19 protein-coding genes and 1 pseudogene are annotated in these 20,525 nt (G+C 59.9%); 9 read left to right on the top strand and 11 right to left on the bottom strand.

Translation table 11 applies throughout. The features are described from left to right. Positions 1 to 16: 16 nt before the first annotated feature. The 3 genes from AX755_RS11845 to AX755_RS11835 are packed head-to-tail and all read right to left on the bottom strand — an operon-like array spanning position 17 to position 3,595. Positions 17 to 1,081 carry a sugar ABC transporter substrate-binding protein gene (locus AX755_RS11845; RefSeq protein ID WP_062856820.1) on the bottom strand — a complete coding sequence of 355 codons (1,065 nt, stop codon included), beginning with the start codon at positions 1,079 to 1,081 and terminating at the stop codon, positions 17 to 19. Between the two features lie 19 nt (positions 1,082 to 1,100). Next, complete coding sequence (locus tag AX755_RS11840) at positions 1,101 to 2,096, bottom strand: ABC transporter permease (protein WP_062856819.1); 996 nt, start codon at positions 2,094 to 2,096, stop codon at positions 1,101 to 1,103. Further along, positions 2,093 to 3,595, bottom strand: coding sequence for a sugar ABC transporter ATP-binding protein (locus AX755_RS11835; protein ID WP_062856818.1), 1,503 nt, complete (start codon positions 3,593 to 3,595; stop codon positions 2,093 to 2,095). Before AX755_RS11835 ends, AX755_RS11840 begins: the two co-directional genes overlap by 4 nt. Positions 3,596 to 3,754: 159 nt before the next feature. Between AX755_RS11835 and AX755_RS11830 the strand changes: the two genes are divergently transcribed. From AX755_RS11830 to AX755_RS11815, 4 genes and pseudogenes are all read left to right on the top strand, one after another. Further along, positions 3,755 to 4,843 carry an oxidoreductase gene (locus tag AX755_RS11830; RefSeq protein ID WP_047024254.1) on the top strand — a complete coding sequence of 363 codons (1,089 nt, stop codon included), beginning with the start codon at positions 3,755 to 3,757 and terminating at the stop codon, positions 4,841 to 4,843. A gap of 57 nt (positions 4,844 to 4,900) precedes the next feature. Continuing rightward, entirely contained in the window at positions 4,901 to 5,644 is a 744-nt protein-coding gene (locus AX755_RS11825) for an SDR family NAD(P)-dependent oxidoreductase (RefSeq protein ID WP_013097624.1), read from the top strand. 212 nt (positions 5,645 to 5,856) lie between these two features. After that, positions 5,857 to 6,012: pseudogene (locus AX755_RS25780) on the top strand (type II toxin-antitoxin system RelE family toxin); the annotation flags it as partial. Beyond that, positions 5,993 to 6,397: a helix-turn-helix domain-containing protein gene (locus tag AX755_RS11815; RefSeq protein ID WP_023621328.1), complete on the top strand. Its 405-nt coding sequence runs from the start codon at positions 5,993 to 5,995 to the stop codon at positions 6,395 to 6,397. The pseudogene AX755_RS25780 and the gene AX755_RS11815, both read left to right, overlap by 20 nt. Here AX755_RS11815 and AX755_RS11810 read toward each other — a convergent pair. Both AX755_RS11810 and cstA read right to left on the bottom strand, forming a co-directional pair. Next, positions 6,394 to 6,591: a YbdD/YjiX family protein gene (locus AX755_RS11810; RefSeq protein ID WP_013097627.1), complete on the bottom strand. Its 198-nt coding sequence runs from the start codon at positions 6,589 to 6,591 to the stop codon at positions 6,394 to 6,396. The genes AX755_RS11815 and AX755_RS11810 overlap by 4 nt on opposite strands. Positions 6,592 to 6,694: 103 nt before the next feature. After that, on the bottom strand, positions 6,695 to 8,800 hold the full coding sequence (cstA, locus tag AX755_RS11805; RefSeq protein ID WP_058683138.1) for a pyruvate/proton symporter CstA: 2,106 nt from the start codon (positions 8,798 to 8,800) through the stop codon (positions 6,695 to 6,697). A gap of 290 nt (positions 8,801 to 9,090) precedes the next feature. On the opposite strand from cstA, the gene AX755_RS11800 reads away from it, so the two are divergent. Next, positions 9,091 to 10,203 carry a M20 family metallopeptidase gene (locus AX755_RS11800; RefSeq protein WP_062856817.1) on the top strand — a complete coding sequence of 371 codons (1,113 nt, stop codon included), beginning with the start codon at positions 9,091 to 9,093 and terminating at the stop codon, positions 10,201 to 10,203. Positions 10,204 to 10,270: 67 nt separating this feature from the next. On the opposite strand, the gene entH is transcribed toward AX755_RS11800, so the two are convergent. Genes entH through entC form a run of 5 tightly spaced genes read right to left on the bottom strand, consistent with a single transcriptional unit; the run spans position 10,271 to position 15,096 of the window. Further along, a complete protein-coding gene (gene entH / locus AX755_RS11795) occupies positions 10,271 to 10,684 on the bottom strand; it encodes a proofreading thioesterase EntH (protein WP_029883765.1) in 414 nt (137 codons plus the stop codon). Further along, positions 10,684 to 11,436 carry a 2,3-dihydro-2,3-dihydroxybenzoate dehydrogenase EntA gene (entA, locus tag AX755_RS11790; protein WP_062856816.1) on the bottom strand — a complete coding sequence of 251 codons (753 nt, stop codon included), beginning with the start codon at positions 11,434 to 11,436 and terminating at the stop codon, positions 10,684 to 10,686. The genes entH and entA overlap by 1 nt, the downstream gene beginning before the upstream one ends. Beyond that, positions 11,436 to 12,290 carry an isochorismatase gene (locus AX755_RS11785; RefSeq protein WP_020684613.1) on the bottom strand — a complete coding sequence of 285 codons (855 nt, stop codon included), beginning with the start codon at positions 12,288 to 12,290 and terminating at the stop codon, positions 11,436 to 11,438. Before AX755_RS11785 ends, entA begins: the two co-directional genes overlap by 1 nt. Positions 12,291 to 12,300: 10 nt before the next feature. Next, entirely contained in the window at positions 12,301 to 13,911 is a 1,611-nt protein-coding gene (gene entE / locus AX755_RS11780; RefSeq protein ID WP_062856815.1) for a (2,3-dihydroxybenzoyl)adenylate synthase EntE, read from the bottom strand. A gap of 9 nt (positions 13,912 to 13,920) precedes the next feature. After that, on the bottom strand, positions 13,921 to 15,096 hold the full coding sequence (gene entC, locus AX755_RS11775) for an isochorismate synthase EntC (protein WP_062856814.1): 1,176 nt from the start codon (positions 15,094 to 15,096) through the stop codon (positions 13,921 to 13,923). A 188-nt stretch (positions 15,097 to 15,284) separates the two neighbouring features. Here entC and fepB point away from each other — a divergent pair, with 188 nt between their 5' ends. After that, positions 15,285 to 16,244: a Fe2+-enterobactin ABC transporter substrate-binding protein gene (gene fepB, locus AX755_RS11770; protein WP_062856813.1), complete on the top strand. Its 960-nt coding sequence runs from the start codon at positions 15,285 to 15,287 to the stop codon at positions 16,242 to 16,244. Positions 16,245 to 16,291: 47 nt separating this feature from the next. Here fepB and entS read toward each other — a convergent pair whose 3' ends face one another. After that, a complete protein-coding gene (gene entS, locus AX755_RS11765; protein ID WP_045293341.1) occupies positions 16,292 to 17,539 on the bottom strand; it encodes an enterobactin transporter EntS in 1,248 nt (415 codons plus the stop codon). A gap of 108 nt (positions 17,540 to 17,647) precedes the next feature. On the opposite strand from entS, the gene fepD reads away from it, so the two are divergent. The 3 genes from fepD to fepC are packed head-to-tail and all read left to right on the top strand — an operon-like array spanning position 17,648 to position 20,441. Continuing rightward, positions 17,648 to 18,655 (top strand): Fe(3+)-siderophore ABC transporter permease, encoded by a 1,008-nt coding sequence (gene fepD, locus AX755_RS11760; protein WP_062856812.1) that lies wholly within the window; start codon positions 17,648 to 17,650, stop codon positions 18,653 to 18,655. Further along, entirely contained in the window at positions 18,652 to 19,644 is a 993-nt protein-coding gene (fepG, locus tag AX755_RS11755) for an iron-enterobactin ABC transporter permease (protein WP_062856811.1), read from the top strand. Before fepD ends, fepG begins: the two co-directional genes overlap by 4 nt. Beyond that, entirely contained in the window at positions 19,641 to 20,441 is an 801-nt protein-coding gene (fepC, locus tag AX755_RS11750) for an iron-enterobactin ABC transporter ATP-binding protein (protein ID WP_062856810.1), read from the top strand. The genes fepG and fepC overlap by 4 nt, the downstream gene beginning before the upstream one ends. Positions 20,442 to 20,525: the final 84 nt, after the last annotated feature.

Genomic DNA, 20,525 nt, shown 5'->3' with positions numbered 1-20,525 from the left:
AGCGCCTTATCGGGCACTATTTTGACTTAGCTTCCAGCGTCGCAAACCACGGCGCAATAAAGTCTTCGGTCTGTCCCCAGCCCGGAATGATTTTCCCCAGCGACGCCACGTTCACCGCACCCGGCTGGGCGGTCAGCAGGGCCTGCGGGATCGCCGCTGCTTTAAAATCATAGGTCGCAGGCGTCGGCTCTCCGGCAATCTTGTTAGCGATCAGACGCACGTTAGTTGCCCCAATCAGCTTTGGATCCACCGCCACGCTCACTGCCCACGGGCTTCCCGGCTCGCGCATCAGCTGTAAATCCTGGTTGGAGATGTCGATGCTGTAGAGCTTGATTTCAGTGCGGCCATTCTCCTTCAGGGCTTTATACGCCCCCTGGCTGAAGGCGTCCCAGGTGCCCCAGATAGCGTCGATTTTACCTTTCGGGTATTTCGCCAGAATTGCCCCGACCTTGTTGGCGGTATGGCCCTGCACGTCCGACGACACCGCGCCAATAGACTCCAGCTCTTTGATATTCGGGTACTGTTTCTGCAGTTCCTTATACGCCGCCTGACGACGCTCCATCGGCGGGAAACCGGCGACCCACAGCTTGACGATATTGGCCTTGCCGTTGAAATCTTTCGCCAGCTGGCCGAAGGAGAGATTCGTCAGGGAGGCATCGTCCTGCTGGGTGACCGTCACACCTGGGATCTCGCCGTTAACGGCGGTATCAAACACCGAAACCTTAATCCCGGCATCCACCGCCTTCTTCACCAGCGCGGTCGCATACGGATCACGCCCCTGAGAGAGAATAATCCCGTCATATTTCTGGCTGATCGCCTGATTCACAAAGTCCTGGAATTTTGCGTCGTCACCGTTGCTTAAAAAGGTGCTGACCTTAAAGCCAAGTTTTTTCCCTTCCTGAATCGCCCCGGCGACAAACTGCGTGGTGTTGTCATCCGAGCCAAGGTTGCGGATCACCGCAATGCGAATGGGGCCGTCGTGGTTGGCAATGGCCGCCGGAACCGGTGCAGGCGTGGCCGCAAAGCCCGGCAGAGAGGTGAGTAACCCAAGAGCCACCAAAGAGAGTGCAATCTTTTTCATTTTTTATCCCGTTGTGTTGTCAGCGTTTTTGTATGTAAGTAATCGCCAGCGCCACGGCAAGCACCAGCCCTTTTATAATGTCCATGGCGTAATACGGTACGGAGAGCATCACCAGCCCGTTCGACAGCACGCCCAGAATGACCGCCCCCACCAGCGTTCCCAGCGCGTTCGGCTTGCCGGAACCGGCCAGCGAAAAGCCGATCCACGCTGCCGCCACCGCGTCCATCAGATACCCGCCGCCCGCATTCACCTGCGACGACCCAATGCGCGAGGCCAGCAAAATCCCGCCCAGTCCGGCCAGCAGCGAGGCAAGCACGTAGGCCGCGACCTTGTAACGCGTGGTGCGAATGCCTGAAAGGCGCGCCGCCTCCGGGTTACCGCCGATGGCGTACATGCGCCGGCCGTGGGTGGTCAGTGACAATCCCAGCTGTGCCAGTAGGGTCACCGCCAGCATGATGATGACGATGGTCGGCACCTGCCCCAGCAGGCTGAACGCCGCCGGAATGGTTCCTTCCGCCATATCACCGCTCGGCAGCACCATGTTTTCGGTAATCGACCCGCCGTAGCTGTAGGTCATCGCCACGCCCTGAATGACGAACAGGCTGGCAAGCGTCGCGAGCATGTCTGGAATACGCAGAATGACGATCAGAAAGGCGTTAAACAGCCCGACCAGGGTACAGAGCGCAAGGGTGATCAGGATCGACTCGGTGGCGCCGAAGCCGTGCCAGACGAAGAGCGAGATCACCAGCGCATTCGCCAGCGACGCCGTTGAGCCAACGGAGAGATCGAACCCGCCCACGGTCAGTGAAATCGATACGCCGATGGCGATCACCGTCACGATGGCGATCGAGCGCAGAATGTTGATGATGTTGTTCGGGTCGAGGAAGCTGTCCGACGCCAGACCAAAAACCACCACCAGCGCCACCACGGTGAGCAACATGCCCCACCGGTAGAGAAAATCGAAAATCTGTTGACGGCCAGACGCCGCCGCGGTCACTGAAAGGGCCTTGCTCACGACGCCGTTCCTCCGGTTGAATAATAAAGTAGTGTCTCTTCCCGCGCCTCGGCCCCGGGGATTTCCGCCACGATGCGTCCGTCCCAGAGCACGCAGATGCGGTCGCACAGCCCTACCAGTTCGGCAAATTCGCCCGAAGCGTAAATCACCCCTTTGCCCTCGCGGGCCAGACCGTCGATCAGTTGAAACAGATCGGTCTTCGCTTTGACGTCAACGCCCTTGGTCGGCTCGTCAAATATCAGCACGCTGGCGTCATTGCGCAGCCATTTGCCAATAGCAACCTTCTGCTGGTTACCGCCAGAAAGCCGACGTAAAACCTGCCCCGGCCCGCGCGTACGCACGCCAACGCGGGCTATCACCTCTTCCGCCCAGCGCCACGCCTGACGATGACCAAAGAGACTCCAGCGCGAAAAGCTGGTATCTGCCGTCACGGCCAGGTTCATGCTCACCGGCTCGTCGATGAAAATCCCCTCCTTGCGCCGCTCCTCCGGTACCAGCGCCAGCCCCCGCAGCACAGAATCGGCCGGATCGCGCGGTTTCCAGGGCTGATGATTGAGCTCGCCACGCTCCACCCGGCTTTTGCTGGCACCAAACAGCGCCTTGCAGAGTTCGGTTTTGCCTGCGCCCGCCAGCCCGGCAATGCCCAGGATTTCGCCTTTACGCAGATGCAGGGAGATATCTTTCAGCAACGCGTCGTCGTGCAGCCCCTCCACCCGCAGCAGCGTCTCGTCGCGATGCACAGGACGGGCTGGCGGGTAGATATCGCTCAGTTCGTGGCCGAGCATCTTCTCGACGATCGCTTCGCCGCTGAGATCCGCCATCGGGCCGGTCTCAATCAGCTTGCCATCGCGCAACACCGTTAAGGTGTCACAGATGGCTTTCAGCTCATGAATGCGGTGCGAGATAAATACCACGCCAATGCCCTGCTGCTTTAAACGCCGCACCACCGCGAACAGGCGTTCACTGTCGTGGGCATCCAGCGGTGCGGTAGGTTCATCGAGGATCAAAAAACGGCAGTGATGCGACAGCGCCCGCGCCAGCAGGATCTGCTGTTTTTCAGCCAACGAACAGCTGTCGATGGAACGGCGAACGTCCAGCGTAACGTCGAGCTGCGCCAGCGCCTGCTTCGCCTGTTGACGAATAGCACGCCAGCGGTAGCGATGTCCCGGCTGCGCCAGCTGGTCGAGCATGATGTTTTCAGCGATGCTCAGCCCCGGAACCAGCGCCACGTCCACTTCCTGCTGCACAAGGTGGATCCCCAGCCGTTTGGCATCGAGCGGTTCGCGGATCGTCACCGGCTGGTTATTAATGCAGATCTCCCCCTCATAGCGATCGTGCGTTCCGCACAGCACCGCCATCAGCGTCGATTTCCCCGCGCCGTTAGCCCCGGTCAATGCATGCACCGATCCGCCGTTCAGGGTAAAGTCCACGCGCGACAGCGCCTGAAAGCCGGAAAAGGCCAGGCTGATACCGCGCATCTCAAGGCGACTGGAAACCATCCGCGTAGGATCCTCATTAATAGTTTGATTTATTGAATTTTTCACAGCTCCGGTTGACTGACAACGACAGAAAAGGCATAAGATAAAGCCAAATATTATTAGCCATCCGGATGTCCAGACATAACATCGGGTTAGCGCTTGCTAAAAAAGGACAACACCATGAGCAACACCGATATCCGCGTCGTTCCCGGCCCGGCGAACTACTTTTCTCACCCCGGAAGCCTTGCGCATCTGCATGACTTCTTCACCCCGGAGCAGCTTTCCCGCGCGGTGTGGATCTACGGCGAACGCGCGCTTGAAGGCGCACGTCCCTACCTGCCGGAGAGCTTTGCGGCCCCCGGCGCAAAACACCTGTTGTTCAAAGGCCACTGCAGCGAGCGTGACGTCACCCATCTGGTGAATGAATCCGGCAGCGAGGCGGCCGTGGTGATTGGTGTTGGCGGCGGAGCGGTGATGGATACGGTCAAAGCCGTGGCGCGTCGTTTGGGCGTTCCGTTCGTGGGTATCCCGACCATCGCCGCTACCTGTGCGGCATGGACGCCGCTCTCCGTCTGGTATAACGATGCCGGGCAGGCGCTGCAGTTTGAAATTTTCGACGATGCCAATTTCCTGGTGCTGGTGGAGCCGCAAATCATCCTTAACGCCCCGGCGGAATACCTGCTGGCTGGTATCGGCGATACCCTGGCGAAGTGGTATGAAGCGGTTGTACTCGCGCCGCAGCCTGAACACCTGCCGCTGACCGTACGTCTGGGGATTAACGGCGCGCTGGCTATCCGCGACGTGCTGCTGGAACGCAGCGAGGACGCGCTGGCTGACCAGCAGCGCGGCGAAGCAACGCAGGCATTCAGGGATGTGGTGGATGCCATTATTGCCGGTGGCGGCATGGTCGGTGGGCTCGGCGAACGTTATACACGCGTGGCGGCGGCACATGCGGTGCATAACGGCTTAACCGTCCTGCCGCAGACGGAAAAATACCTGCACGGCACCAAAGTGGCCTACGGCATTCTGGTGCAGAGCGCCCTGCTCGGTCAGGACGACGTGCTGGCGCAGCTTATCACCGCGTATCAGCGCTTTAACCTGCCGACCCGGCTTCGCGAGCTGGAGGTGGATATCAACAACCGTGACGAACTGGACAAGGTCATTAATCACACCCTGCGCCCGGTGGAGTCGATTCACTATTTGCCCGTGGCGCTCACACCTGACGTTCTGCGCGCGGCGTTCGAGAAAGTGGAATCCTTCAGCCGTTAAACGCGCCGAGCAACTATACCTAATGATGATTCTCACCACTCTCGCAACGAGGCCATCATGCAGATCGATTTAACAGGTAAGAAAGCGCTGGTCACCGGCGCCAGCCGGGGATTGGGCCGTGCTATCGCGCTGTCGCTGGCACGCGCCGGTGCCGATGTGGTTATCACGTATGAAAAGTCCGTCGATAAAGCCCAGGCCGTGGTCGATGAGATAAGCGCGCTGGGGCGGCACAGTGAGGCGGTTCAGGCCGACAGCGCCAGCGCAGAGGCTATTCAGGACGCGGTCACCCATGCGGCGCGCACCCTCGGCGGACTGGACATTCTGGTCAATAACGCCGGTATCGCCCGCGGCGGCCCGCTGGAGTCCATGACGCTGGCGGATATCGATGCCCTGATTAACGTCAACATTCGCGGCGTGGTGATCGCCACGCAGGAAGCGCTGGTACACATGTCTGACGGCGGACGCATTATCAATATCGGTAGCTGTCTGGCAAACCGCGTGGCGATGCCGGGTATCTCCGTCTACTCCATGACCAAATCCGCGCTTAACTCCTTCACGCGCGGTCTGGCGCGGGATCTGGGGCCCCGCGGTATTACCGTGAACCTGGTGCATCCCGGCCCAACCAACAGCGATATGAACCCGGAGGACGGCGAACAGGCAGAAGCCCAGCGTCAGATGATTGCCGTCGGTCATTACGGGCAACCGGAAGATATCGCGGCGGCGGTCACCTTCCTCGCCAGCCCGGCCGCCGGACAGATCTCCGGTACGGGGCTGGATGTGGACGGCGGTTTGAACGCCTGATCGCACATTTTCTGCAAGCCTCTGTCGCCCGGCAGAGGCGTTTTCGCACCGCCTCGACGGTTTGCGTTTTGCCGCTTACTTGCATTTGTTCTCCGCTCTACAGTAGCCCATAAGAAATTCGGAATTTATCTAATAGTCTTATTATTTCCTTATATTTTGTGTGGGCGTACAGTGGAGGTACGGATGAAGATTGTCTGGTCCAATGGGGCAAAGAAGGTATTTTTAAAGTACGCGTTGGCGATTACCGCATCGTCTATACGCTTCGGGACGAACCCGATAACCATTGTTATGTTTTGGCCGTTAAGCGCAGAACATCAACAACTTACCTGCACGAGGAGAAAGCCACCTATGGCTGTTCAGCTAATTAAGGACGATAACGGAAAAACGCAGTACGTGGTTATTCCCTATGATGAATATTTTCGTATGTGCCTGCAGATGGCGGAAATCGACGACGAAACCGACGACGATCTGGAGGATATTGAAGTCGAACACGATGAGCTGGATGACGTTGAACTTCCAGGTGAGGTTTGCAGCATCATGACCTGGCAGAACGTCAGCCTGCAGGCCGCCTGGCGCATCCTGCGCGGCATGTCCCAGCAGGAGGTGGCAGAGAAACTTGGCATCAGCCAGTCTGCCGTATCACAGCTGGAAGCGCTGGACTCCCGTCCGCAAAAGCGCACCCGTGAAAAGCTGGCGGCGATCTACGGCTGTAAACAGGAACAGATCAGCCTCTATTTACCGAAAGAGGGTTAACAGCACTTCGCTCCGCCCTTGCCGCCGTAACGGGCATCCTGGCGATCGCGGAAAAATTCGTCGTAGGTCATTGGCGTCTGGTCCGGATGGTTGACGCGCATATGCTCGACGTAGTTGTCGTAGTCCGGCACGCCAATCATCATTTTGGCGGCCTGGCCTAAGTATTTGCCTGCTTTGGAAAGGGTGTCGAACATAAGTCATTTCTCGTTTGTTTCCCTCACCCCGGCCCTCTCCCAAAGGGAGAGGGAGGATAAGAAATGTAGGCCGGGTAAGCGCTAGCGCCACCCGGCACACAGGTTAATGCGCCCCTTTGGCCTGGGTGACAATTTCTTCCAGGTTCTCAGGCATCGGTTCATACGGTGTCTCTTTCGCTGTCGGCTTGTCTTCTTTCAGCGCCGCCAGCGCGGTCTTCAGAGAATACAACGCCAGTACCACGACCACCACCATAAAGAAGATGGTCAGCCCGGCATCCAGACGGTTGTTAAACACCAGCTGCGACAGCTGTGATTCCGTATACTGCGCCGGGATTTTACCGCTGTCGATCATCGCCTGGAACTTATTGGCAATCGCCAGGAAGCCCACTTTATTGTCCGGGCTGAAGGCTTTCTGCCAGCCCGCCGTCAGGGTACAAATCAGCAGCCAGGAAGTAGGCAGCAGCGCCACCCAGGCATAACGCTGGCGCTTCATCTTGAACAGCACCACCGCACACAGCATCAGCGCCATCCCTGCCAGCATCTGGTTAGCGATACCGAACAGCGGCCACAGCGTGTTAATACCGCCAAGCGGATCCACCACGCCCTGATGCAGGAAGTACCCCCACGCCAGCACGCACAAGGCCGTTGCCAGCAGGTTCGCCGGGAGCGAATCGGTACGCTTCAGGTTCGGGGAGATCACACCCAGCAGATCCTGCAGCATAAAGCGCGCTGCACGCGTCCCCGCATCCACCGCCGTCAGAATAAACAGCGCTTCAAAGAGAATGGCGAAGTGATACCAGAACGAGACATCCATCAGCCCGCCCAGCGCACCGTGAAGGATGTAGGCCATGCCCACCGCCAGCGTAGGCGCGCCACCCGCGCGGGAGATAATCGACTGCTCGCCCACTTCACTGGCGATACTCGATAACGTATCCGGGGTAATGGCAAAGCCCCAGCCGCTTACCACCTGTGCTGCGGATGCCACCACGTCGGCGGTGCCCGCCGGAGCCAGAACCGCCATCGGGCTGTTCATCGCGAAGTAGACGCCCGGGTCGATAATGCAGGCAGAGACCAGCGCCATGATCGCCACGAAGGACTCCATCAGCATGCCGCCGTAGCCAATCAGGCAGGCCTGATTTTCATTCGCCAGCATCTTCGGCGTGGTCCCGGAGGCAATCAGCGCGTGGAAGCCAGACACCGCACCACAGGCGATGGTAATAAACAGGAACGGGAACAGGTTACCGGTCCAGACCGGGCCCGTACCGTCAACGAATTTGGTTAACGCTGGCATGGTCAGCGTCGGGCGCATGATCAAAATACCGATTGCCAGCCCGACGATGGTGCCAATTTTCAGGAACGTAGAGAGGTAATCACGCGGGGCCAGCAGCAGCCATACCGGCAGCACCGCGGCCACAAACCCGTACCCCACCAGCATCCAGGTTAGCTGTACGCCGGTAAAGTCGAAGAACGGTGCCCAGGTTGGGCTCTCTGCCACCCAGCCGCCGGAGATAATGGCGAACACCAGCAGCACCAGACCAATCACCGACACCTCACCAATGCGTCCCGGACGCAGGTAGCGAATGTAGATCCCCATAAAAATGGCCAGCGGAATGGTGAACGCGACGGTGTAAGTCCCCCACGGACTGTGGGTCAGCGCTTTCACCACAATCATCGCCAGCACCGCAAGGATGATCACCATGATCATAAAGGTCGCCACCAGCGCAATCACCCCGGCCGTCGCACCCATCTCCTCTTTCACCAGCTCGCCAAGCGAACGGCCGTCGCGACGGGTGGAGACGAACAGCACCATAAAGTCCTGTACGGCCCCCGCCAGCACCACGCCGGCAAGGATCCAGATCATCCCCGGCAGATAGCCCATCTGCGCCGCCAGCACCGGCCCCACCAGCGGGCCTGCCCCGGCAATCGCCGCAAAGTGGTGACCGAACAGCACTTTCTTATCGGTCGGAACGTAGTCCAGCCCGTCGTTATGACGAACGGCGGGCGTCATGCGCGTGCCATCAACCGCCAGCACCGTTTTGGCGATATAGCGACCATAAAAACGATACGCGATCAGATAAATGCAGACGGAGGCAACGACAATCCAGAGCGCATTGATCTGTTCCCCCCGGTTGAGGGCGATATAGCCCAGGGCAAAAGCTCCCACAACGGAAAGCAGTGCCCATGTAAGGTATTTCCCTGAATTGTTCATAGTTGTTGTCCGTTGTTGTGGAACAGTGAGATGTTACATTTTGTTTCTAGAACAACGCGTAAAATTTAACAACTTTGAAACGCAATAATGCGTGGTCAAACCAGAGATTTACACCACAGTGTTAAGTCGATCACTTTCAGGCTGAAACAACCCCGTCGCTGTCATCGGTCACACTTCTGCGTTTTTCGTCCTGGCTCAACCTTACGGGATGATTTGTATCATTTTTTTTACGCTCAACCTCGCCAGAATGACCCTGCGCGATCGCGCTTACCGCTTACAAGGAAAAGGAAATGAATCTGGATCGCTACATTGAAGAGCTGAAAAGCCTGGTGAACGTGGACTGCGGCACCCAGACCATCGCGGGCGTTGCTGCCGTGGCTGGCATTTTAGAATCTCTCTGGCAACGCGAAGGCTGGCATACCGGGCAGGTAAACCTGGGCGAGAAGGTTGGCCCGGGCCTCTTCGTCAGCAACAAGCCGCAGGCAGAGCAGTTCGACGTGCTGCTGGTCGGCCATCTTGATACCGTTTTTGCCCCCGGCACCGTGGCCGAACGCCCGTTGAGCGAGGACGATACGCGTCTCTACGGCCCCGGCGTGTCTGATATGAAAAGCGGACTGCTCAATATTCTGTGGGCAATGCGCGAGCTAGATCCTGCGGATAAAGATCGCCTGGCAATCGCGGTCGCGATGAACCCGGACGAAGAAACGGGCTCGGTATACTCCCACGAATGGATCGGTGCGCTGGCACAACGCTCCCGCTGCGTGCTGGTGTGCGAAGCTGCCCGTGCTGATGGCTCTCTGGTGAAAGCCCGTAAAGGTATGGCGGGCTATCACCTCACCTTCAAGGGCGTGGCGGCACATGCGGGTAACGACCCGGAAAAAGGCCGTTCGGCAATCACAGCGCTGGCAAACAGCATCGTTGCCCTGAATGCGCTGAGCGACGGGTCGCGCGGCACCACGCTCAACGTAGGGGTGATTAGCGGCGGCAGCGCGGCAAACGTGGTGGCGGACAACGCCGTGGCCGAGCTCGACGTTCGCTTCTGGGAAAACGACGACTACGACCGGGTGAATCAGGCGCTGGAAGCCTTATGTGAAAAAGGCTTTTTAGACGGTGTGACGACGACGCTGACGCGGGTCAATCACAAACCGGCGATGGCAGCAAGCGTTGCGACTCAGGCACTGATGCAGCAGGTTGAAGCGGCAGGTAAAGCGGAAGGCATCGCCATTACCTGGCAGGCGGTCGGCGGCGGCAGCGATGCCAACCACACCGCTGCGCTGGGTATCCCCACGCTTGACGGCTTAGGGCCGATTGGCGCGGGCTTCCACAGCCCGGCGGAGTGGCTGGACAAAGCGTCCATTGCGCCGCGAATTCGGTTACTTAAACGCGTCGTCTCAATGCTCTAATTTTGTACTAGACCGTCCCCTCTCCCTGTGGGAGAGGGTTAGGGTGAGGGCAACAGGCCGCACAACATTACCCCAGCACCATCGTACTCAACCGGCAGGTACAGCACCGCCGTCCCTGCTCGTCGAACACCACAATCTCCCAGCTCTGGCTGGATCGACCCAGATGCAGCGGCTGACACACGCCGCGCACGGTCCCCTGCGCTACCGCACGATGATGGGTAGCATTCAGCTCCGTTCCCACCACGTTCTGCCCGTCGCGGGTCATCAGAAAACCGGCCATCGAGCCCAGCGTTTCCGCCAGCGCCGCCGACGCGCCACCGTGCAGCAGGCCAAACGGCTGATGGGTGCGCGTATCCACCGGCATTTCCGCTTCCAGCGTATCATCGCCAAGGCGGGTATAAACGATGCCCAGATGCGCCACCAGCGTGTTCTGGCTGGTGGCGTTCAGCGCATCTAACGATAAATGGCGTTTCCAGATCATTACGCCCCCAGCGTGGAGCCGCCGTCCACCACGATATCCTGCAGGGTGATATGGCTGGCAGCATCGGAGGCCAGGAACAGGATCGTGCTGACAATCTCCTGAGGACGGGCAATTTTCCCGAGCGGGATCCCCAGCTTAAACTGCTCGCCAAAACCGCGAATGCGCTGCTGCTCCGCATCGTCGCAGGTCCACAGGGTGCGCTGCATATCGGTATCCGTTGACCCCGGCGACACCAGATTACAGCGCACGCCGCTGCCCGCCAGCTCCAGCCCGACGGTGAGGGCCAGGCTTTTCAGCGCCGCTTTCGAGGCGCCATAGGCACTCATCCCGATGCGCGGCGTGTGGGCCGCGTCGGACGCCACGGTGACAATCGCCCCGCTCTGCTGACGACGGAACTGGCCCATCGTCTGTTGAAAGAGGTTAAACGCCCCGCCAACGTTGACCGCAAACGTCTGCTGCCAGTCCTCCTGCGAAAGCTGGTCCGTGGCGCCCATGCGCAGAATGCCGGCGGCGTTGACCAGTATGTCCAGACGTTCCTCTACGGCGAGCAAGCGCCCGCAGACATCGCTCACCTGCGCCGCGTCAGATACGTCCAGCGTTTCGGTAGCAAATGGATAATTCCCCTGCGGGAAGGCCAGATCGAATCCGGTCACCTTCGCGCCCGCGTCGGCAAAAGCCAGCGCCGTCGCATAACCAATCCCTTTACCCGCCCCTGTCACCCAGACGGTTTTGCCGGTGAAATCAAAAACCATTACTGCACCTCGCGGGAGAGTAGCGCCCACCAGGCGTCGAGGGTCGGATTTTTTGCCAGCATCACGAAATCGATATCGCCGTGGACTTTACGCCAGCGTGCGGCGAGCGCCATCATGCGCACCGAATCCAGGCCGTAGTCGATCAGGTTTTCATCATCCATCGGTTCGTCGGTTTCATCGAGTAATGGCAGGATGAGCTCACGCAGCGCCGCTTTTGAGGCCGGAACCGACGGCAACAGGTCATCGGTCATTACCACGCGGCCGGAACGCCCCGCCACATAGTTGAGCGACATCAGATGCTCTTCGCGGGTGAAATCTGCCAGCGCGTCGGCAATAAAGAAGGGTTTGATGTCGCGCATAAACGCATCGGTGGCGGTGGTCATGCAGCCGATGTGAGCATACACGCCGGTGATCAGCAGCTGATTGCGGCCTGTCTCTTTCAGCATCAGCTCCAGCGGCGAGCGATGAAACGCGCTGTAGCGCCACTTCACCAGCACGGTGTCCGCTTCGTCCGGGGTCAGTTCAGCGACGATGCGCTGCTGCTCCGGGGAGCGGGTCAGGCCCGGGCCCCACATGTCATTCAGCAGGGCGCGGTCTTCGTCGCTCTGCTCTTTCGGCTGGGCGGTGTAGTAAACCGGAATATTGTGCGCTTTACAGTACGCGCGCAGCCTGGCGATGTTCGCCACCACCTGCTGCATCATCGCGCTGTTTTCGCCCCAGAAGTTCAGGAAATACTCCTGCATATCGTGGATCAGCAGCGCGGCACGTTCAGGCTCAAACGCCCAGTTCACTTTACTTGTCGGCAACTCTGCGGCAGTTGGCAGCGCATAAGCGGTTAATTTTGGAATAGCCATACTCTGTTCCTCAGGCCCGGGCGCGTTCAGCGATCCACAGGCGCAACTGTTTCTTATCGACTTTGCCGACCGGCGTTAACGGCAGCGCATCCACGCTCTCCACGCGATCCGGCAGTTTGAATTCGGCAACGCCCTGCTCGCGCAGGAAGCGACGCACCTCAACCGCGCGCAGCGGCTGTTTCACCACCAGAAACGCGCAGCTTTTCTCGCCCAACAGGCTGTCCTCCATGCTCACCAGCGCGGCGTGGATCACTGCCTCATGGCGCAGCAGCAGGTTTTCGATCTCTTCAGCGGCGATCTTCTCCCCGCCGCGGTTGATCTGATCTTTCTCGCGCCCCTGCACGGTGATGTACCCCTGCTCGTCGATGGCAATCAGATCGCCGGAGCAGTAAAACCCGTTGGCATCAAAGGCGCTGGCGTTGTGTTCCGGGCTGTTGAAATAGCCGCGGAAGGTGTACGGCCCACGGGTCATCAGACGTCCTGTTTCGCCACGCGGCAGCGGGTTGCCTTGCTCGTCCGCCACCCATACTTCGTCATCCGGGCACATCGGACGGCCCTGGGTGTGGATGATGCGATCCGGGGTATCGTCGAGAGCGGTGTAATTCACCAGCCCTTCCGCCATGCCGAACACCTGCTGTAGCTGGCAGCCAATTTCCGCCGGAATACGCGCGGCAAGCGTGGCGGAGAGGCGTGCGCCCCCCACCTGCAGCAGCTTCAGCGATTTAAGCTGCGCATTGCCCGCGCCGTCGGCAATCGCCTGCAACCACAGGCTGACCGCCGGGGGCACCAGCGAGGTGACGTTAATTTGATGGCGTTCAATCAGCGGGAAGCAGATCGTGGCGCTCGGATCGTGCGCCAGCACCACGCAGCCACCAGCCATGAATACCCCTAACGAACCCGGGGAACTCATGGCGTAGTTATGGGCCGCCGGTAGCGCATTCAGATAGCGGGTATCCGCGGTAATGCCGCAAATTTCGTTGCTGCGACGAATGCTGTAGTCGTAATCGTTATGCGTACGCGGGATCAGCTTTGGCGTGCCGGTACTGCCGCCTGAAAGCTGGAAGAACGCCACTTCGTCGGCGGGCGTGGGGTTGGGGATGAAATGGGCCGCCGGGTGGGCGATGGCCGCCTCCAGGGCATGTGCGCCGTTATCGCCACGCAGCAGGACAACACGCACAGAGCGATGTTCATCCACAAAACGGTTCAGGAAATCATCGCCTGCAAACAGGGCGTGCTCGCGGTCGGCAATCAGCAGCGCGGGTTTGATCTGTGCGGCGTAGGCGTTCAGCTCGTTACGTTGGTGGCTGAAAAGCGCGTTCACCGGAGCCACACCCACCTGCAGAAGCGCGAAAAAGGTGATGTAAAACTCAGCCACGTTGCCGAGCTGAACCAGCGCGGTCTCGCCACGACGCACGCCCTGCCCCTGCAGGACGGAGGCCAGGTTATTCACCGCCTGGTTGAACGCGCGCCAGGTCAGGTGACGTTCACCGTCAATAATGGCGACGGTATCTTTCTCCGCGTGGTCGGTCAGAATGTGGGTCAGCGGCAGATCCTGCCAGTAGCCTTTTTCACGGTAGCGCCGGGCAAACTCCTCAGGCCAACGGGTAAAGGGGATGGTCATGATGATTCCTCAGTGCAAACCAAAAACGTTGAGCATGGTGGAGAGCTTCACCCCGGTTTCGCGCCACTCGCCCACCGGGGAGGAGGCTGGCACAATGCCCGCACCGGCAAACAGGCGAACGCGATTTTTAAGCAAACGCGCGCAGCGGATGGTCACCACCCACTCGCCGTTGCCTTCGCTGTCACACCAGCCAACGATGCCGCCAAACAGTTCGCGGTCGAACGGCTCCAGCCCGGCAATCAGCTCTTTTGCCGCCTGATGCGGGAAACCGCTCAGCGCAGGCGTCGGGTGCAGCAGACAGGCCAGGGTCAGGGCGTTCTCATTTTCACGGGCCTCCCCTTCCACTGGCGTCGCCAGATGCCAGAGCGTTGGGGTGGTGATCAGCTGCGGGGAAGCTGGCATGCTGAGATGATGGCTGCGCGGTGCCAGAATGGCTTTCATCGCCTGGGTCACCAGATCGTGCTCGTGGCGATCCTTCTCGGAGGCCAGCAGCTTATTACCCGCCTCGCGATCCAGCACGTCATCCGGCTGACGACGCGCAGAGCCCGCCAGCGGCAGAGAGCTAAAGTGTGTCCCCTCTTTACGCAGCAGCAGTTCCGGGCTCGCGCCCAGCAGCACGCCGCCATCTTCCAGCGGCACATGGAAGTTGAAGCTGGCCGGATTCTGGGCGATCAGTCGCTCCATCAGCGCGCCGCTATCAATCGTTTTATCCGTCGCAATATCAATCAGCCTCGACAGCACCACTTTGTTCACCTGTGGCGTGGCGGTGAGCGCTGCCGCACGGGCAACCATCTCTTCAAACACGGGCTGCGGCGGGATCTCAGTGCGGGTTTCAACGTTCAACGCCTGGGAAGCGGAAAAATAGCGCGCGGACTGCTGACGCGCCGGGCGCGAAAAGGTCTGCCAGTGCTGCGGAATAAACAGGGATGAGGGCTTGCGGGTATCGAACGGGATGGCACCCACCATCACGGGATGGGCAATGCCGCTGGCCTTCGCGTTGCGGAAAGCCTGAGCCAGTTTCTGCTGGAAGGCCCCCGACGGGTTATCACCGCCCTCGGCGGGTTCAGAGAAACGGGAAAAACAGCCTGACGTGGTAAAACTGCGGTAAGGCGACATAAAGAAAAAGCTGTCTGATGGCAGCGTGGTCGCGGTGTGCTGAACTTCCTCAGCCAGGGACGTATCCATATCATCCTCCATAAAATGATAAAAGAAGCAATAATGATTATCATTTATATTTTCGTTGGCTAACCTAATCCCACATCGCGCCGGTGTCAACCGCAGAGCGAACATCTTGTGCGAGTATCGCTTGCATCCCCTCGCCGCAATCATGAAAATGAGAAGCATTAACTTCAAAGAGAACAGGATGCCGCGTTGTGAAATTCCCCGCCGTTTGCCGTAATGCCCTTCTTTTAACGGGATGTTTTGTTTTAGGACTAACCTCAGCCATCGCCGCCGACTGGCCGCGTCAGGTAACCGACAGCCGCGGCGTGCATACCCTGGAGAGCAAACCCACGCGCATTGTCTCCACCAGCGTGACCCTGACCGGCTCATTGCTGGCGATTGACGCTCCGGTAGTGGCCAGCGGAGCAACTACGCCCAATAACCGCGTGGCGGATGCGCAGGGCTTTTTACGTCAGTGGGGTGATATTGCGAAACAGCGCAACGTGGCGCGCCTGTACATTGGCGAGCCGAGTGCGGAAGCGGTGGCGGCGCAGATGCCGGATCTGATTCTGATTAGCGCGACCGGCGGAGATTCGGCCCTGGCGTTGTACGATCAGCTCTCCGCCATCGCGCCGACGCTCATCATCAACTACGACGACAAAAGCTGGCAGGAACTGCTGAAGCAGCTAGGCACGATAACCGGACAGGAAAAACAGGCCGCCGAACGCATTGCAGCATTTGATAAACAACTCGCGCAGGTGAAACAGCAGATGACGCTGCCGCCGCAGCCGGTGAACGCCATTGTGTACACTGCTGCCGCGCACAGCGCTAACCTGTGGACCACGGAGTCTGCCCAGGGCCAGCTGTTGCACCAGTTAGGCTTTACCCTGGCCGAACTGCCTGCCGGGCTGCACACCTCAAAAAGTCAGGGCAAACGTCACGACATCATCCAGTTAGGCGGTGAAAATCTGGCTACCGGGCTGAACGGTGAAGGCCTGTTCCTGTTTGCCGGCGATCAAAAAGACGTCGAGGCGATTTACGCCAACCCGCTGCTGGCTCACCTGCCTGCGGTGAAGAATAAACGCGTGTGGGCACTGGGAACGGAGACGTTCCGCCTGGATTATTACAGCGCGATGCTGGTGTTAGAGAGATTAAATGCATTGTTTAAGTAGGCATTTTCCCGCCCCTCTCCCCGTGGGAGAGGGGCGGGGTGAGGGCATCAGGCCGCACCGTCGTTCAATACAACCTCCTGCCTGAACCGGCGCAATTCTGCTAATACCATTAACAGGATCCCACCAACAACGGCTAACACAAACCCGCTGGTGCTCGCCGAAGCCACCGGTGTCATGACGGCCCCCAGCCCACCGAGGATCGCCGCGCCAATGGCATCGCCCGTCACGTTTTGCGCGGTCCACAGGCCGTTGATGCGCCCGAGCATCCCCTCCGGCGTCTGGGTCTGGATCAGGGTGTACTGCAACAGAGAACTGATGGCGCTCAGCCAGCCGAAGAGCACCAGACACAGCACACCCAGCACCCAGACCGGCATCAGGCTGAAGAACCCCATCGCGATAAACGATGCCAGTGTCGTCAACAGCATAATCAACCCTGGACGCGCGCTCTGCGCCAGCCTGCCGCTGGTTAGCGCACCACACGCCGCGCCGAGCGGAATGGCGGCGTACAGCACGCCAATCTCTGAGGCGCTCATCTGCCACACCCCCGCCAGCGCCGGGTACAGCACGCGTACGGCGCTCGCCATCGTCAGCAGGCCACCGAGCAGCGCAATACCACCAATCAGCGGGTTGCTGAACAGAAACCGGATCGCCGCCATCAGCGATTTCAGCGGATGCTCACGCGGCTGCGGTGGCGGTGGCAGAAGCGGCAGACGCAGCAGGGTTAAGGTGGTGATAAACGTCCCCGCCGCCGCGAGGCCGTAGTTCCACGCCACGTTACCGGTGGCCAGCAGCAGGCCGCCCACCATCGGCGATATCACAGAGCCAAGACGGACCGTAAGCATGGTAATTGCCCCCGCCTGCATCAGATTCTCGCGCCCTACCAGCGCGGGTGTGGCGGCCAGCAGCGCCGTCACGCCTAACGAAGCAAAGAAACCATCCCACAGCCCGAGGGCGTAAATGGCGAGTAAGGAGGGTTCTGGCAGCATTGCGTTCAGGCACAATCCGACAAACCCCACCCCGCAGGTGCCGCGCGCCAGCAGGATCAGCTTCTTGCGTTCGTACCTGTCGGCCAGCACGCCGCCGATCATCAGACCGATAAACATCGCCCCGCCGGTTAAGGTGACCGACAGCCCGACCAGCCAGCTTGAGTGCGTCAACGTCTGGATCTGTACCGGGACGGCAACGCCGAGCAGGCCGAGGGACAAAATGGAGATAAAACGCGCGATAAACACGGCGCGATACGCCGGGTGCGTCTTCAGCAGGCTGAGGTTAATCAGCCAGGATTTTTGATTCATGACAAGACCTTGAGTCTATTTCTACCCATTCCATGGGCGCACATGCTAACATAGCCAAATAAGATAGATAACGATAATCACTATCATTATCAAATCATGGATGTTGCTATGTCGTTTTCCTCTTCTTCTGCGGTGCGCGCCGTTGCCGTGCCCGTGTTATTGCTGCTGTTAATCCTTGCGATGGCGCTCAGTCTGCTGGTTGGTGCGAAACCGCTGCCCGCCTCCGTGATTGTTGATGCGCTCTCCGGTACCTGTCAGAGCGCCGACTGCACCATCGTGCTGGATGCCCGCCTGCCCCGTACCCTGGCCGGATTACTTGCCGGTGGCGCACTGGGGCTTGCGGGAGCCCTTATGCAAACCCTCACCCGCAACCCGCTGGCTGACCCCGGCATTCTTGGCGTGAATAGCGGTGCCAGCTTTGCCATTGTGCTTGGTGCGGCGCTGTTCGGGTTTACCTCTCTCTCAGAACAACTGGTAATGGCCTTTTGCGGCGCGCTGGCGGCCTCGCTGATTGTCGCCTTCACCGGCAGCCAGGGCGGCGGGCAGCTTAGCCCGGTACGTCTGACGCTGGCGGGCGTGGCGCTTGCCGCCGTGCTGGAAGGGTTATCTAACGGCATCGCCCTGCTTAACCCGGACGTTTACGACCAGCTCCGCTTCTGGCAGGCCGGTTCGCTGGATATCCGCACGCTGGAGACGCTTAAGGTGGTGGTCATCCCGGTGATGATTGCCGCCGCCGTGGCACTCGGTTTAAGCCGGGCGCTGAACAGCCTGAGCCTTGGCAGCGACACCGCCACCGCGCTCGGTAACCGCGTGGCGCGAACCCAGTTGACGGGATTAGTGGTCATCACCGTGCTGTGCGGCAGCGCGACGGCGGTGGTCGGCCCGATTGCCTTTATCGGGCTGATGATGCCGCATCTGTCGCGCTGGCTGGTGGGGGCCGATCACCGCTGGTCGCTGCCGGTGACGCTGCTGGCAACCCCGGCCCTGCTCTTGTTCGCTGATGTTGTCGGGCGTCTTCTGGTTCCCGGCGAACTGCGCGTTTCGGTGGTAAGCGCCTTTATCGGCGCGCCGGTCCTGATCTTCCTGGTACGACGTAAACGCGGAGGTGACGCATGATGGCCCCCTCTCGTCGTTTGATCGTCAGCGTTTCGCTGTTGGTTATCGCCATTCTGATGCTGGCGATCGCAAGCCTGTGCAGCGGCGCGGTGACGCTCGATCTCGCTCAGGTGTTTAACGCGCTCACCGGCAGTGCCCCGCGCGCTGTCACGATGGTGGTGACGGAGTGGCGACTGCCGCGCGTGGCAATGGCGATGCTGGTGGGTGCCGCGCTTGGCGTCAGCGGCGCGATTTTCCAGTCGCTGATGCGCAATCCGCTCGGCAGCCCGGATGTAATGGGTCTCAACACCGGTGCCTGGAGCGGCGTGCTGGTCGCGATGGTGCTGTTTGGTCAGCATCTGACGGCCATCACCGTGACGGCGATGACCGGCGGGATACTGACCGCGCTGATGATCTGGCTGCTTGCCTGGCGCAACGGTATCGACACTTTCCGCCTGATCATTATCGGTATCGGCGTGCGTGCCATGCTGATGGCGTTCAATACCTGGCTGCTCTTGCAGGCTTCGCTGGAAACGGCGCTGTCGGCCGGGCTGTGGTATGCCGGTTCCCTCAACGGCCTGACCTGGGGTAAAGTCTGGCCTGCCGCGCCATTGATTCTGCTGATGTTTATCGCCGCGCTGCTGCTGGTGCGGCGTATGCGGCTGCTGGAAATGGGTGACGACAGCGCCTGTGCGCTGGGGGTCGGCGTTGAGCGTTCGCGTCTGATGCTGATGCTGGTCGCCGTGTTGCTCACCGCGGCCTCCACCGCGATTGCCGGCCCCATCTCCTTTATCGCCCTTGTCGCCCCGCACATTGCGCGTCGTCTTAGCGGTACGGCCCGCTGGGGCTTAACCCAGGCGGCGCTGTGCGGCTCAATGTTACTGTTGGCCGCCGATCTCTGCGCCCAGCGGCTGTTTATGCCTTATCAACTTCCGGTGGGCGTTGTCACCGTCAGCCTTGGCGGGATTTACCTCATCGTCTTGCTCGTTCAGGAGTCACGCAAGAAATGACCGATTCAACCACCCGCTTGCGCGGCGAAAGCCTTACTCTCGGTTACGGCAAAAAAATCGTTGCCCATGACTTAACCGTCAACATTCCTGACGGCCATTTCACGGCAATTATCGGCCCGAACGGCTGCGGCAAGTCGACCCTGCTGCGCACCCTCAGCCGCCTGATGACGCCGGTTGAAGGCCACATATTCCTCGACGGCGAGCAGATCCAGCGCTTTGCCAGTAAAGAGGTGGCCAGGCGCATCGGGCTGCTGGCGCAAAACGCCACCACGCCGGGAGACATCACGGTGCAGGAGCTGGTCTCACGCGGACGCTATCCGCACCAGCCGCTGTTTACCCGCTGGCGCAAGGAAGATGAAGACGCGGTGAACCGCGCGATGCAGGCAACGGGCATTACGGACCTCGCCCGGCAGAGCGTGGACACGCTTTCCGGCGGCCAGCGTCAACGGGCGTGGATCGCGATGGTGCTGGCGCAGGAGACCTCCATTATGCTGCTGGATGAACCGACGACCTGGCTTGATATCAGTCATCAGATCGATCTGCTCGAGTTGCTGAGCGAGCTCAACCGCACGCAGGGTTACACCCTGGCGGCGGTGCTGCATGATTTGAATCAGGCCTGCCGCTATGCCACGCATTTAATTGCACTGCGCGACGGCGAAATTGTGGCGCAGGGCTCGCCGAAGGAGATTGTGACGCCAGCGCTTATCGAGCGGATCTACGGCATGCGCTGCATGATTATTGACGACCCGGTGGCGGGCACGCCGCTGGTGGTGCCGCTTGGAAAGCGTGCGCGCTGATGCCCTCACCCCGGCCCTCTCCCACAGGGAGAGGGAGCAAACCATTCCCTCTCCCCGTGGGAGAGGGTTAGGGTGAGGGGAAAT

This window comes from Enterobacter sp. SENG-6 (genome assembly GCF_001605945.1).
In the GTDB taxonomy this organism is placed as follows: Bacteria; Pseudomonadota; Gammaproteobacteria; order Enterobacterales; family Enterobacteriaceae; genus Enterobacter; species Enterobacter cloacae.
This window is presented reverse-complemented; position numbering and strand designations above follow the sequence as displayed.

Bases quoted from the DNA above. Each gene is read 5' to 3' on its own strand.
- entA (WP_062856816.1), bottom strand. From the start codon at position 11,436: ATGGTTTTTGATTTCACCGGCAAAACCGTCTGGGTGACAGGGGCGGGT.
- fepC (WP_062856810.1), top strand. From the start codon at position 19,641: ATGACCGATTCAACCACCCGCTTGCGCGGCGAAAGCCTTACTCTCGGT.
- AX755_RS11810 (WP_013097627.1), bottom strand. From the start codon at position 6,591: ATGTTCGACACCCTTTCCAAAGCAGGCAAATACTTAGGCCAGGCCGCC.
- entC (WP_062856814.1), bottom strand. From the start codon at position 15,096: ATGGATACGTCCCTGGCTGAGGAAGTTCAGCACACCGCGACCACGCTG.
- AX755_RS11815 (WP_023621328.1), top strand. From the start codon at position 5,993: ATGGCTGTTCAGCTAATTAAGGACGATAACGGAAAAACGCAGTACGTG.
- AX755_RS11800 (WP_062856817.1), top strand. From the start codon at position 9,091: ATGAATCTGGATCGCTACATTGAAGAGCTGAAAAGCCTGGTGAACGTG.
- AX755_RS11785 (WP_020684613.1), bottom strand. From the start codon at position 12,290: ATGGCTATTCCAAAATTAACCGCTTATGCGCTGCCAACTGCCGCAGAG.
- entE (WP_062856815.1), bottom strand. From the start codon at position 13,911: ATGACCATCCCCTTTACCCGTTGGCCTGAGGAGTTTGCCCGGCGCTAC.
- AX755_RS11845 (WP_062856820.1), bottom strand. From the start codon at position 1,081: ATGAAAAAGATTGCACTCTCTTTGGTGGCTCTTGGGTTACTCACCTCT.
- AX755_RS11835 (WP_062856818.1), bottom strand. From the start codon at position 3,595: ATGGTTTCCAGTCGCCTTGAGATGCGCGGTATCAGCCTGGCCTTTTCC.
- entS (WP_045293341.1), bottom strand. From the start codon at position 17,539: ATGAATCAAAAATCCTGGCTGATTAACCTCAGCCTGCTGAAGACGCAC.
- cstA (WP_058683138.1), bottom strand. From the start codon at position 8,800: ATGAACAATTCAGGGAAATACCTTACATGGGCACTGCTTTCCGTTGTG.
- fepG (WP_062856811.1), top strand. From the start codon at position 18,652: ATGATGGCCCCCTCTCGTCGTTTGATCGTCAGCGTTTCGCTGTTGGTT.
- entH (WP_029883765.1), bottom strand. From the start codon at position 10,684: ATGATCTGGAAACGCCATTTATCGTTAGATGCGCTGAACGCCACCAGC.
- AX755_RS11825 (WP_013097624.1), top strand. From the start codon at position 4,901: ATGCAGATCGATTTAACAGGTAAGAAAGCGCTGGTCACCGGCGCCAGC.
- fepD (WP_062856812.1), top strand. From the start codon at position 17,648: ATGTCGTTTTCCTCTTCTTCTGCGGTGCGCGCCGTTGCCGTGCCCGTG.
- AX755_RS11830 (WP_047024254.1), top strand. From the start codon at position 3,755: ATGAGCAACACCGATATCCGCGTCGTTCCCGGCCCGGCGAACTACTTT.